General features: G+C 40.2%; 13 protein-coding genes, 3 pseudogenes and 1 riboswitch. Of the genes and pseudogenes, 12 read left to right on the top strand and 4 right to left on the bottom strand.

The genetic code is table 11. The features are described 5' to 3' along the window. Window positions 1-173: 173 nt before the first annotated feature. The 5 genes from amaP (at window position 174) to CPS94_RS00965 (ending at window position 3,717) form a co-directional block, all read left to right on the top strand. Window positions 174-719: an alkaline shock response membrane anchor protein AmaP gene (amaP, locus tag CPS94_RS00945; RefSeq protein ID WP_112195717.1), complete on the top strand. Its 546-nt coding sequence runs from the start codon at window positions 174-176 to the stop codon at window positions 717-719. A 29-nt stretch (window positions 720-748) separates the two neighbouring features. Further along, window positions 749-1,120 (top strand): Asp23/Gls24 family envelope stress response protein, encoded by a 372-nt coding sequence (locus tag CPS94_RS00950; protein WP_076149922.1) that lies wholly within the window; start codon window positions 749-751, stop codon window positions 1,118-1,120. Between the two features lie 11 nt (window positions 1,121-1,131). Beyond that, a complete protein-coding gene (locus tag CPS94_RS00955) occupies window positions 1,132-1,350 on the top strand; it encodes a CsbD family protein (RefSeq protein WP_004049428.1) in 219 nt (72 codons plus the stop codon). 13 nt (window positions 1,351-1,363) lie between these two features. After that, complete coding sequence (locus tag CPS94_RS00960; protein WP_112195715.1) at window positions 1,364-1,618, top strand: GlsB/YeaQ/YmgE family stress response membrane protein; 255 nt, start codon at window positions 1,364-1,366, stop codon at window positions 1,616-1,618. Between the two features lie 110 nt (window positions 1,619-1,728). Then, entirely contained in the window at window positions 1,729-3,717 is a 1,989-nt protein-coding gene (locus CPS94_RS00965) for an ABC transporter ATP-binding protein/permease (protein ID WP_112195713.1), read from the top strand. Window positions 3,718-3,807: 90 nt separating this feature from the next. On the opposite strand, the gene CPS94_RS00970 is transcribed toward CPS94_RS00965, so the two are convergent. Both CPS94_RS00970 and CPS94_RS00975 read right to left on the bottom strand, forming a co-directional pair. After that, a complete protein-coding gene (locus CPS94_RS00970; protein WP_112195711.1) occupies window positions 3,808-4,221 on the bottom strand; it encodes a DUF1810 domain-containing protein in 414 nt (137 codons plus the stop codon). Next, on the bottom strand, window positions 4,218-5,129 hold the full coding sequence (locus tag CPS94_RS00975; RefSeq protein WP_112195709.1) for a LysR family transcriptional regulator: 912 nt from the start codon (window positions 5,127-5,129) through the stop codon (window positions 4,218-4,220). The genes CPS94_RS00970 and CPS94_RS00975 overlap by 4 nt, the downstream gene beginning before the upstream one ends. Window positions 5,130-5,268: 139 nt before the next feature. Between CPS94_RS00975 and CPS94_RS00980 the strand changes: the two genes are divergently transcribed. The 6 genes and pseudogenes from CPS94_RS00980 to CPS94_RS01005 all read left to right on the top strand — a co-directional run. Continuing rightward, window positions 5,269-6,888 (top strand): malolactic enzyme, encoded by a 1,620-nt coding sequence (locus tag CPS94_RS00980; protein ID WP_112195707.1) that lies wholly within the window; start codon window positions 5,269-5,271, stop codon window positions 6,886-6,888. A 62-nt stretch (window positions 6,889-6,950) separates the two neighbouring features. Beyond that, window positions 6,951-7,914: pseudogene (locus tag CPS94_RS00985) on the top strand (AEC family transporter). Between the two features lie 185 nt (window positions 7,915-8,099). Then, entirely contained in the window at window positions 8,100-8,687 is a 588-nt protein-coding gene (locus tag CPS94_RS00990; protein ID WP_004049416.1) for an ECF transporter S component, read from the top strand. 30 nt (window positions 8,688-8,717) lie between these two features. Beyond that, complete coding sequence (locus CPS94_RS00995; protein ID WP_076149929.1) at window positions 8,718-9,317, top strand: glycoside hydrolase family 73 protein; 600 nt, start codon at window positions 8,718-8,720, stop codon at window positions 9,315-9,317. Window positions 9,318-9,380: 63 nt separating this feature from the next. Then, a riboswitch (purine riboswitch) is annotated at window positions 9,381-9,479 on the top strand. A 54-nt stretch (window positions 9,480-9,533) separates the two neighbouring features. After that, on the top strand, window positions 9,534-10,109 hold the full coding sequence (locus CPS94_RS01000; RefSeq protein ID WP_112195979.1) for a xanthine phosphoribosyltransferase: 576 nt from the start codon (window positions 9,534-9,536) through the stop codon (window positions 10,107-10,109). 4 nt (window positions 10,110-10,113) lie between these two features. Then, window positions 10,114-10,926, top strand: a pseudogene (locus tag CPS94_RS01005) (solute carrier family 23 protein); the annotation flags it as partial. 30 nt (window positions 10,927-10,956) lie between these two features. Here the strand turns inward: CPS94_RS01005 and CPS94_RS01010 are convergent. Beyond that, the gene (locus tag CPS94_RS01010) at window positions 10,957-11,892 is read right to left on the bottom strand and encodes an IS3 family transposase (RefSeq protein WP_112193146.1); all 936 of its coding nucleotides are present in this window, start codon (window positions 11,890-11,892) and stop codon (window positions 10,957-10,959) included. Next, window positions 11,817-12,344 (bottom strand): helix-turn-helix domain-containing protein, encoded by a 528-nt coding sequence (locus CPS94_RS01015; RefSeq protein WP_004047940.1) that lies wholly within the window; start codon window positions 12,342-12,344, stop codon window positions 11,817-11,819. The genes CPS94_RS01010 and CPS94_RS01015 overlap by 76 nt, the downstream gene beginning before the upstream one ends. A gap of 50 nt (window positions 12,345-12,394) precedes the next feature. On the opposite strand from CPS94_RS01015, the pseudogene CPS94_RS01020 reads away from it, so the two are divergent. After that, a pseudogene (locus tag CPS94_RS01020) lies at window positions 12,395-12,913 on the top strand (solute carrier family 23 protein); the annotation flags it as partial. Window positions 12,914-12,992 lie beyond the last annotated feature (79 nt).

The raw sequence follows: 12,992 nt of genomic DNA on the forward strand, positions 1-12,992 counted from the left end.
TGATTTAAGGCTTTTGTGTCATTTATGATGCAAAAGTCTCTTTTTTTAAAAAAATAATAAAAAATTAAATATTATTTATTTTAAGTTAAGAAGTTTGATTTCTGTGCGAAATGACATGCAAAATGTTGAGATACCTGTTAGGGTTAGGGTAGGAACAAGAAAGGCGTGATGTCATGAAAGCATGGATCAAATGGAGTATTTGTTTTGTAATGTTTCTCCAAGCTGCTTTAGGAGGCATCGTGATCGCTTGGTGGTTTTTCCCACAGGTAGGTATCTTTCAAAATATTTTTGACTATCTATCGACTGACTTAGGTCAAAAAGTCATTTTAGGTCTTGGGATATATCTAGTTGTACTTGCAGTTTTGTGGCTTAGTTGGACGATCAGTCGCCCGACGACACAGGGCAGTATGACGATCCACCGCGATCATGCTAGTAAGGTTCAGATCGATCAAAAAGCAGTTGAGAATAATGTTCGTTTGACGCTTGGTAAATATGATCTGTTTAACATTGAAGTCAAGGTCAAGTTGTTGTCTAATCGGAAGCAAGCTGATGTAGTTGTTGCTGCGATGTTATCACAAACGACCGATCCTACAGTATTAGAGTCACAACTCACCCAAACTGTGCGGTGTGATTTAAAGGAGATGTTGAATATCGAACTAAGACGTTTAAATTTAAAACTTAAACCATATCATTATGATCAAAAAGTTACTATTGTCTAGGGAAAAAAAGAAATTGCGAGGTAAGCGATATGGAAAAAGAAAAGTTAGAACAGAAATTGACCTTTGATGATCAAGTGATCGAAAAAATTGCAGGGATCACAGCAAACCAAGTTCCCGGGATCATTTCGCTTGATGGAAACATGTTTAGTGAATTTACCGATAAGCTGACCCAAGGAACCGATAAGACCAAGGGGATCGAAGCAGATGTCGGTGAAAAGCAAGTGGCGATCAAAATGGATGCCACGATCGAATATGGTAAAAGTGCAGAGACGATCTTTAAAGAGGTCTCAAGCAGAGTCCAAAAAGCCTTACGCGAGATGACAGGGCTGAATTTAGTGAAATTTGAAATGCATATCAACGACGTAAAAACTAAAGAAGAATTGCAACAAGATAATAAATAGGAGGACAAAAAATGAGTGAAGAAAAATTAAAAGGCTTAAAAGATGAAGCCGTAGGAAAAGTCAAAGAAACTGAAGGAAAATTGACTGATGACAAAGTGCGTAAGACTCAAGGTAAAGCACAAGGCTTGTTAGGTAAAGCACGCAAAAAAGCAGCTGATTTAAAGGAAGATATCGAACAGGGCGCTGAAAAACTAAAAGAAAAATTTGAAAAAGATGACGAAAATAAGTAAGGGGGTGAGCTAAATGCTACATTGGCTTTGGGTATTGATCGTTGGTGCGATCATTGGTGCGATCGCAGGGGCCTTGACGAAAAATGGTGGTTCGATGGGCTGGATCAGCAACATTTTGGCTGGTCTGATCGGTTCATCATTAGGTGAAGCTTTACTAGGTGCTTGGGGACCACAACTTGCAGGAATGGCGATCATTCCATCGATCATTGGTGCAGTGATCTTGGTCCTTATTGTGTCAGCTATCTTGGGTAGAAGAGCACATGCATAGTTAAATCGTCTTAGACTAGGGGCAATTGTCGCTAGTCTTTTTTTGTAGACGGCTCAATTATTAAATATTAAAATTATGGTGAGGGGGAAGATACAGAGAGGATGGGCAGGATGGAGATCTTAAAATTAAAAAATGTCGTTAAAATTTATAAACTGGCTGGGGGTGGCACCTTTGAGGCGTTGAAAAATATCAATGCAACTTTTTCAACCGGTGAATTAGTATCGATCGTCGGTGAATCAGGGAGTGGGAAATCCACGCTGATGAATTTGATCGGTGGCTTGGATTCTGACTTTGAAGGTGAGATCAGTTATCGTGGTAAAAATTTGCGCGACTACACTGCACAAGAATTAGCTGATTACCATAAGAAAAGTATCGGTTTTATCTTTCAAAACTTTAACTTGATCCCCCATTTGAATTTGATCGATAATGTTGCCTTAGCGATGACTTTGTCTAATATCGATAAGGAGACGCGGGTCAAACGTGCTAAGGAACTATTAGAGAAAGTGGGTTTAAAAGACCATCTCTATAAAAAGCCAGGTCAGATCTCTGGTGGCCAAAAGCAACGCGTTGCGATCGCGCGGGCTTTGATCAATGATCCAGATGTTATCATTGCTGATGAGCCCACGGGAGCTTTAGATGCTGAAACAACGGATAATGTTTTGGCTTTGATCAAAGAGATCGCTCAAAGTGGTAAGCTAGTTTTGATGGTGACGCATTCAGATCGCGTAGCTGCTCATTGTACGCGGGTCTTGCGGATCGATAATGGAAAATTAGTTTCAGATGAGGTGACGGGTAAGTTAGAACCCTTAGCGACGAAAGTAAAATATAACGCTATCAAGGTCAAAAATATGAGCTTGTTCAATGCGATCAGATTAGCTTTTCTCAATATGAAAGCCAAATTGGGTCGGAATACTTTAGTTGCCTTTGGGACTAGTATTGGGATCATGGCGGTCGTTTTGATGCTATCGATCGGACGAGGCGTAACTACTTATATCAAAGACACGATGAATAGTTACACTGATCCTAATGTGACGGAAGTGCATCGTCAAAGTATGATGCCCGATCCCGCTAAGCAACCAGCTATGGACGATCATGCAGAGATCAGTCGAATACAGCAAAATAATATGGCAGCTTTGACGGGCTCAGGAACTGATAATGATTTTACAACAAAAGATATCACAAAACTTAAAGCTATCAAACACGTCGATCGGCTTGAGCGGGGCTATTCGACCCTTTCGTTAGGTACAAACAGTGTTAGTTATGGTGATAAAAATGCTATGATCATGACGTTACAAACAATGTCGAGCAATATCACCAAATCAAGTATCGTTTCGGGTAACGCGCCTAAAAAAGATGAGGTCTTACTTGATAAGGGAACAGCCGATCTTTTGGCCAAGAACATTGTTGGTAAAGAAGTAACATTTAAACTAACGATCGATGGTAAGCAAATCGAACAAAAATTAAAAGTCAGTGGGACCTATGAACAGCAGGGGTCTAACTTCAGCACTGCGATCGTACGTTATAGCGATCTAAAAGATATTTTTGCGCAAAATGGCCAAACGTTAAAGCCTAATGTTGTATATCTTTACACTAAGAATAAAAATAATACCGAAAAGATCAAAAATGAAGTCAAAAAGCTCGGCTTTAGTGGCTCAATGCAAGAAACGATGACTGAGATGTTCACCCAAATGATGGATGTGATCAGTTATGTCTTAGCCGCGATCGCAGCAGTTTCGTTAGTGGTCTCAGCGATCATGATCTTAGTGGTCTTAAATATTTCGGTAGTTGAACGGACTAAAGAGATCGGGGTCTTAAAGGCTTTAGGTGCTAGAAGAAAAGATATTCGGCGGATCTTTGTTTCAGAGGCCTTCTTGATAGGTCTGAGTTCAGGGATGCTTGGCGTCGTGTTGACTTGGGTCTTGCAAGTATTAGTGAACCATTTTACGATAGCTCAGTTTGAGGTGCCAGTAGTGATGATGACGACTAATTATATTTTGACAGGTATCATGATCAGTGTAGTCATCAGTATGTTGGCAGGGCTTTTGCCAGCTGATCGTGCTTCAAAATTAGACCCAGTCGAAGCTTTGCGAAAAGAATAGTATATAATAAATAATGGGTGCGATAGTGCAGTCAGTACCGTATAGCTAGCCCCCCATCACGATCATTTGTGGTGGGGGCTAGCTATGTTTTTACATATTTTTTAGTAATTCGAGTGTCTTTTGATCATATGTTCCATGAAAAAATTTATCCAGTACAGCTTGGAAAATCGGCTCGTTACTGGCTTTGGCAAAGAGTGTCATTGACGACTTGAGTTTTAGATCGTCGGGAAAACCAAAGATCATTTTAGCGTTATTGGTTGGAACTTGTAAAAGGACTTCGCATAGTTGACGTAAATTATTGCCTAAATATGGATCGGCTAAAAAGGCTTTGGCTTCATTGAGATCAGCTATTCCATATAGGTAAGCAGTCTGACTTTTACCTAAGCCACGTAATTGTGGAAACATGAACCACATCCAGTGTGAGCGTTTCTTTTGTGTTTTGAGTTCTGTCATGGCTAGTTTGAAATATTGGTGTTGTGGCGCGTTAAATCTTGCTAAAGTCATTGCTTTGTCTCCTTTCCAAGTGGGCTGTGATAGACCGTATCATGCAAGATGTCTAGCAACTGCTTTTTAGCAGGTGTCATGACTTGGGTCGCACGTGTAACGATCGAGAGTAAGAATTTGGGCTGGTGTTCATCTAGGAGATCTAAAACAGAAAAATCATCGTTAGGACTGAGCGCAATGTCTGTCAAACAGGCGATCCCAGTATTACTTGCGACCATGGATTTTAAAACATGGACGTAATTAGTTCGGTAAATGACATCAGGCCGAAAGTGTTCTTTTTGTGCTAAAAGTTTGAGGACTTTATCGTGAATGAAGCCTTCATTATGCACGATAAAGCGCTCGTCTTTTAATTCAGAAAAATAGACGGCCTTTTTTTGTGCTAATGGATGTTGCTTGCTGACGATGATCTTAAATGAGGTTTGGGCAAAAGTTTCGGCTTTTAAGGCGGGTTGGGTCAAAGGTTCAAGTGAGCCTAAGAGGCAAAAATCAAGTGATCCATCTAATAAAAGTTTAAGTAAAGCTTGTGAACCAGCTTCTTTGGTCTCAAGTTGTTCGATCAACCCCGTGGCGATCAATTTAGAAACGATATTGGGGAAAAAATAATTGCCAATGATCGGTGGTAGTCCAAAAAGTAGTTTTTCTTGTTTAGCGCGTAAGGCTTCCTTTTGGGCAATAGTTAATTCATTTAAAATCACCTTTAAATGTGCGTCGAACTGATAGCCACTAGGGGTAACCAGTAATTCTTTGTGTGAACGATCACGGATAAAAAAAGTTGTTTCAAATTCTTCTTCGAGCCGTTTGATCGCTAACGTGACAGTTGGTTGACTAACAGAAAAATTTTGAGCAACTTTGGAAAAATTTTTTTCTTTGACTAATTGGTGGAAATATTCAAAATCTCTAATATTCATCTTCAGATCCTTGATTTGACAGCTTTTTAAAAGCTCATATTAATTTTATTAATAGTGTACCACAAAGTTGACTATAAAAATCACACCATTTTAAAATGAGTGACATCAATTGAGATCTAGGAAAAAGGAGTAGATAGCAATGGCAGATACAATGAATATTTTAAATGATCCATTTTTAAATAAAGGAACAGCTTTTACAGTTGAAGAACGTAAAGAACTCGGTTTGATAGGTGCTTTACCAGCGAAGGTCCAAACTTTACAAGAACAAGCAGACCAAGCTTACGGTCAATTCAAGAGCAAATCAAGCCAATTGGAACAACGCCAATTTTTGATGACGATCTTTAATACCAATCGAACATTATTCTACTATTTGATGGGACAACACATCGTAGAATTTATGCCAGTCGTATATGATCCAGTGATCGCTGAATCGATCGAACAATATAGTGAGATCTTCACGCGTCCTCAAGAAGCAGCTTTTATCTCGGTCGATGATCAAGATAGCATTGAAGATTCTTTGAGAAATGCTGCTGACGGGCGTGACATTCGTTTGATCGTTGTAACAGATGCTGAAGGTATCCTTGGTATGGGGGACTGGGGCGTTAACGGTGTTGATATCGCAGTCGGAAAATTGATGGTCTATACAGCCGCTGCCGGTATCGATCCAGCTCAAGTTTTACCAGTTTCACTTGATGCCGGAACGAACAATGAAACGTTATTAAATGACCCGCTTTATCTCGGTAACCGCCATGCACGTGTTTACGGTGAAAAATATCATGCGATGGTCGACAAATTTGTTGCAGCAGCAGAAAAGCTATTCCCAGAAAGCTTATTGCATTTTGAAGATTTTGGACGTTCAAATGCAGCCGTGATCTTGGAAAAATATCAAGACAAGATCTTGACCTTCAATGATGATATCCAAGGTACAGGGATCATTTCGCTTGCTGGTGTCTTGGGTGCGATGAATATTTCTAAAGAAAAGATCACTGACCAGGTCTTTTTGACTTTTGGTGCAGGGACAGCTGGTGTCGGAATCGCCAACATGTTATTTGATGAATTAGTTCGCGAAGGTTTGAGTGAAAAAGAAGCTAGAAAGCACTTCTACTTGGTCGATAAACAAGGTCTTTTATTTGAAGACACAGAAGGTCTAACACCAGGGCAAAAAGCTTTTGTGCGTAAACGCTGTGAATTTGATAATGCTGATGAATTGACCAATTTAGAAGCTGTCGTTAAAGCAGTTCATCCAACGGTCATGATCGGGACATCGACACGACCAGGTACTTTCACTGAAAGTATCGTTAAGGAAATGGCAGCTCACACGAAACGACCAGTGATCTTTCCATTGTCTAATCCAACCCGTTTGGCTGAAGCTAAAGCAGAAGATCTTTTGAAATGGACAGATGGGCGTGCTTTAGTTGCAACTGGTATCCCAGCTGGTGATATCGAATATAACGGGGTAACTTACAATATCGGCCAAGCAAACAATGCTTTAGTCTATCCAGGTGTTGGTTTTGGTGCGATCGCGGCTAAAGCTAAGATCTTAAACGAAAAAATGTTGGCCGATGCAGCCCACGCTTTAGGGGGTATCGTTGATCCAGATCAACCGGGCGCTGCGGTGTTACCACCAGTTTCTAAGTTACAAGAATTCTCACAAACAGTTGCTCAAGTCGTAGCAAAATCAGCGATCGACCAAGGTCTTGCTGGCGTGACAGACGCTAAGAAGGCTGTGGCTGATATGAAGTGGGAACCTAAATATTAATAATTTGATAAAAGGCCACTCGCTGGTCTTTTATCTTTGGTACAAGAAGAAGGAGAATTATTATGGCAGTTTTTTTAACTTCCGTCTCAAGTGTGCTTGTGATCGTATTGATCATGGCACTGGGGTATACGTAAAACAGGTTGGTTTGCCGATTCATTTGGAGGTAATATCGCATCTTTGATCACCAAGATCGCTTTGCCAGCATCGATCTTTATGGGTGTGATGGATCACTTGACGCGTGAAAGTCTCTTAGGTTTAGGAAAAGGTATCATTTTTCCAGCTTTGGGTGTGATCATTGGTTATGTGATCGCTTGGTTGGCAGTTAAAGGCTTAAAGATCAAGCCAGGTCGGCGCGGGATCTTTATGAATGCGGTCGTTAACGCAAATACGATCTTTATCGGGATGCCTTTGAACAATGCGCTTTTTGGCGAAAAGGCAATGAGTTATTTCTTGATCTATTACATCATCAATACCGTTTCAACTTGGGCCTTTGGTGTTTACTTGATCTCAAATGATGATCCAACGGTCGATAAGAGTCAAAAGAAAGCTCATAAGATCAATTGGAAAAAGGTCCTACCAATGCCATTAGTTGGTTTTATCGTTGCGATCGTGTGGTTGCTATTAGGGATCCCAGTACCAAGTTTTATGGGTCAAACTTTGTCTTATGTCGGAGCTTTAGTGACACCATTATCCTTGATCTATATCGGGATCGTATTATGTGATGCAGGTTTGAACAACTTCCGCTTCGAACGCGATTCGAGCTTAGCGTTATTGGGGCGTTTTGTGTTATCCCCGCTCGTGTTGATCTTATTGATCAAAGCAGGCACAAGTTTTGGGATCGACTTACCGACATTGATGTGTCAAACATTAGTTGTTCAATCGGCAACACCGATGTTAGCTGTCTTACCTATTTTAGCCAAAGAAGCTCATGGGGATGTTAAATATGCAACCGATGTGGTCGTAATGAGTACGGTTTTATTTGTAGTCGTAGTACCGATCTTGATGGCGATCTTACAATTTATTTAGCGTGATCTAAAGTCAGTTTTAGTGTTTTGAGCATTAGAACTGCTTTTTTAAATTTTTGGAAAAGTCCTTGCATCGTAGCCAAAAATGACTAAAATAAACTTACAAGTGATCAGCAAACTTTTCTTTTGTAATATTTAACGTGGGATAATATAATCTATAAAAAGATCACAAAAAGGAAGTTTAATTTGAAACAACGAAAAAAAACGCAACGGATCGCTTTTTTAGCACTATTTACAGCGATCATTATTATCCAAAATTTCATTCCATTTTTGGGCTATATTCCCCTCGGACCACTTAATTTGACGATCATCCACATCACTGTGATCGTTGCTGCACTCGTTTTAGGTCCTAAAGATGGTGCGCTCGTCGGAGGAGTCTGGGGCATGATCACTTTTATTCGTGCCTTTGTTTGGCCAACGAGTCCCTTGGCAACGATCGTATTTACTAATCCACTGGTCTCTGTTTTGCCCCGGATCTTGATCGGGGTCGTGGCTGGTTATACGTTTATGTGGTTATCTAAACGCTTATCTTCGAAGATCTTAGCGGCGGGGGTCGCCGCAGTTTTAGGTTCATTGACTAATACAGTGTTAGTTTTGGGTCAGATCTATCTTTTTTACCAAGGACAAGCACCAGCAATGTATGCCTTGGATGTGGCGGCTTTATTGCCTTATCTACTGGGGGTCGTGGCAACAAATGGTTTACCAGAAGCAGCTTTAGCAGCGATCATAGCTCCAAGTGTTGCGCTTCCTTTACTGAGAAAATTAAAAGCGTAGGTTCTTGATTTTTTAGAAAGGCGGTATTTTGTGGCACGTAGAAAAAAGAAAAATTACTCACAGTTACTTTTTTTAGGTTTTATAGTGCTACTAGCGGTAACCTTTCTTACGGGCATGGCAGATAAATATTTTGCTACCAGTGAGACACCGCAAGCGACAATTTCAAATGATGAACAAGCTAAACAAAATTTTATCAAGCAACTTGCTCCGATCGCTCAGGCAGAACAGCGACAATACGGGGTTTTAGCTAGTATCACATTAGCTCAAGCAGCCTTAGAGTCCGATTGGGGCAAAAGCGAACTTTCTGCTAAGTATAATAACTTATTTGGGATCAAAAATCCGAATGGGTCTTTGATGACGACACAAGAATATGTTGATGGACAATGGACCACGATCAGAGATACTTTTGCGGTCTACGGCAGTTGGGAAGACTCAGTCAAGGCGCATACGCAACTTTTTGTTAATGGAACGGACTGGAATACCGACCATTATGGGCCTGTACTGCAAGCTAAAAATTATGAACAAGCAGCATGGGCTCTACAAAATCAAGGTTATGCGACTGATCCCAATTATGCCGAAAAGTTGATCGCCTTGATCAAACAGTACAACTTAAATCAATACGATTTATGATACAGGTCAGATGTTTTTGAGTAAAAACCGAATATTTGAGCTTGAAAACGAAAAATAGTTATGCTATTCTAGCTACAGGTTACTTATATAATGCCATAATCTGGTTGGCGAGTTTCTACCCAAGACCGTAAATCTTGGACTATGAGTAAAAAACGTTAGGAGACCAGACTTTTGTTATTTAAAGTCTGGTCTTTATTATTTTTAGGGGGCTATAGCTTGAAATTACTAGAAGAACGCATCAAACAAGATGGTGTTGTTTTACCAGGAAATGTACTAAAGATCAATCAATTCTTGAACCATCAGATCGATCCACAGTTGATGTATGAGATCGGCCAAGAATTTGAACGGCTATTTAAAAATGAGGCTGTGACAAAGATCTTGACGGTCGAAGCTTCAGGAATTGCCCCAGCTATCATGGCTGGCCTTGTGATGGATGTTCCAGTGGTCTTTGCGCGAAAGAAAAAGCCTTCGACCTTGGATAATGATGTTTATGTAGCTGAGGTCTATTCATACACTAAAAAAGTGACCAATACGATCTCAGTTGATCAGAAATTTTTAACAGAGACTGACAGAGTGTTAGTGATCGATGATTTCTTGGCTAATGGTCAGGCAGTCTTGGGCTTACTTGAGATCTGTCAACAGGCTAACGCTCATATCGTTGGGGCTGGGATAGTGGTTGAAAAGTCATTCCAAGATGGGGCTAAGTTGATCAAAGAGCGCGGGGTAAGATTGGAATCACTTGCGCGGATCGCTTCTTTTGAAGACGATAAAGTGCACTTTGTGGGGGAATAACACGATGAAAAAAGCAAATAACAGTCAGGCAGCTTTACTAGGATTACAGCATTTATTAGCGATGTATTCTGGAGCAGTGGCGGTTCCATTGTTGATCGGGACAGCCCTAGGTTTTAACACCGAACAGATGACATACCTAGTTTCGATCGACATTTTTATGTGTGGGTTAGCAACTTTGCTTCAGCTCATGCGTAATCGATATTTTGGGATCGGTCTACCCGTTGTTTTAGGCTGTGCGATCCAAGCCGTCGAACCGTTAAAAATGATCGGGAGCCAATTTACGATCCAGACGATGTATGGGGCGATCATCGTAGCTGGGATCTTTGTTTGTTTGGTCTCAGGCCAATTTTCTAAAGTCAAACGCCTCTTTCCGCCGGTAGTGACAGGAACGCTGATCACTGTTATCGGTCTGACATTGATCCCGATCGCAGTCCAAAATATTGGTGGTGGCAATGCTAGTGCTAAAGATTTTGGGTCACTGACCAATATCAGCTTAGGCTTTGTGACAGTGATCTTGATTTTAGCGATCCAAGTTTTTGCAAAGGGCTTTTTGAGTTCGATCGCAGTCTTATTGGGGTTAGTGAGCGGTAGTTTAGTAGCCGCAGCGCTGGGGCTAGTTTCTTTGGCGCCGTTACACGAAGCGCCGTGGTTCCACGTACCGCAACCTTTTTACTTTGGGGTGCCTCACTTTGAATGGTCATCTTCGGTTACGATGATCATTATCGCCTTGGTTTCTATGGTCGAATCGACAGGTGTTTATTTTGCTTTAGGGGATATTTTGAATAAAAAGATCACTGAAAAAGACCTCAAACTCGGTGAAGTGAACCCATAAAGTTGGACACTCTATTTAGACTATATTTCTTAAGGCAAGATGTCGGTATTCTACCGGTGTCTTGCCTTTTAGTTTGACCTTTATCCGTTCGTTATTGTAATAGCTGATCCAGCTGATCATTGCTTTGACCAACTCTTCTTGTGTTGTATATTCTTTATTGTGATATAGCTCTACTTTCATTGTGTGGAAAAAACTTTCCATGGGTGCATTATCTAAGCACGTTGCCCTACGAGACATGCTTTGAAAGATCCTATTTTCTTTTAGCTTCTTTCGCCATTGGACACTCTGATATTGGACACCTTGATCGCTATGGAGAGTCATACGATAGTTTAATTTAGGTCTAAGTTTTATCAATGCATCCAACGGTTTTACCACGAAGTCTGTTGTTGGATGCTTACTGATACTATAGCTTACTATTTCATCTGTACATAGATCTTTGATAGGTGAAAGATAGACACGTTCTTCTTGTGTCTTATTTCCATACCTAAATTCACTTACGTCGGTCACCATTTTTTGAAATGGTAAATGTGTATCAAAACGTCGATGTAATAAGTTCTTAGCTTTCTTACCTTGTGGTCCAAGGGCAGAATTATATTTTCGCCTTTGTTTATTATACATATGCGCTGATAGATCATTTTCTCGCATGATGCGACTAACACGCTTATGATTTACTTTTATGCCTTGAGATCGTAATTTCAGTGTTACTGTACGATAACCAAAACACGGGTGCTTTGATTTGACCTCCTTTATAAGCTTTAATAGCTCCTCATCTTTATTTTTTCGCCTGTTTATTCGTTGGGCTTGATAGTAAAATGTACTACGTTTAAGACTAGTGTAAGGTAGTATTTCATCCAATGTATATTTAAATTTTTGCCTTAGTTCTTGGATGATTTGATATTTTTCTTGCGATGTCCGCGCTTCTGAACCAAGGCATCGAGTTTTTTTAAGTATTCATTTTCAACCCGTAAAGCACGATTCTCAGCTCGTAAACGTTCTAATTCAGATAATTCTGATTTTTCTGCTTGTTTATTATTGTTGGTCGTCATGTGTTTAGCCCGTCCTCTTCTAGTAAATAAGGCATCAACACCTTTAGTATCCAATTTACGTTGCCAAGTCGCGATCGTCCCAGGATTACTTATATCAAACTGAAGTGCCGTTTCCGGATAGGAAGCCTTATGCCTTTTTCTCCAGTTTAAAACGTTGAGCTTAAAATTTCCATCGTAATCGTATTTAGGGTAGCGAACTTTTAACCCATCAATACCATATTTTTGATATCGTTTGACCCACATAAGGATATTTGAGTGATTCTTCACTTTATAAACTTTAGCTACTGTGTTACTTCCATATCCTCTTAGATACATATTTACAGCCCGCAACTTATCCTCAAAAGAAAATTTAGTCATAGTAAAACCCCCTAAGTTAGATTCCTTTGTCCAACTTAGGGGGTTCACTTCACGGCTATCGAGCTGAAGGAATGGCAGTCATTTTAGGTGGGATCTTCAATACTTTCCCATACACGACATTTTCACAAAATGTTGGTTTGCTTGAGCTTTCAGGGATCAAGACTAAGCGTCCGATCTATTGGTCGGCAGGACTTTTGATGTTGTTAGGGCTTTTGCCTAAAGCTGGAGCGTTAGCGACAATGATCCCGACACCGGTTTTAGGTGGTGCGATGTTAGTAATGTTTGCGATGATCAGTGTGCAAGGGATCAGGATCTTAGCCAGTGTTGATTTTACCGACCAAAGAAATATCTTAGTTGTGGCTGTTTCGATCGGTTTAGGTCTGGGCGTTTCGATCTATCCAAATATCTTCCAAAATTTACCACGTACAGTCCAATTATTCTTAGGTAATGGGATCGTGGTCGCAAGTTTAAGTTCGGTCTTATTGAATTTAGCCTTCAAAGGTAGAGAAGGACTAGCTAAAAAAGATATCAAGCAACAAGTGCGTGTTTTAGAAGAAGTAGATAAATAAAAGGGACAAAGCAGGTAGAAACCTGCTTTTTTGTTTAGGTAGCACAAAATATATTTTTAAAAATTTACATTGTCAAAAT

Source organism: Ligilactobacillus murinus (assembly GCF_003288115.1).
Lineage (GTDB): Bacteria > Bacillota > Bacilli > Lactobacillales > Lactobacillaceae > Ligilactobacillus > Ligilactobacillus murinus.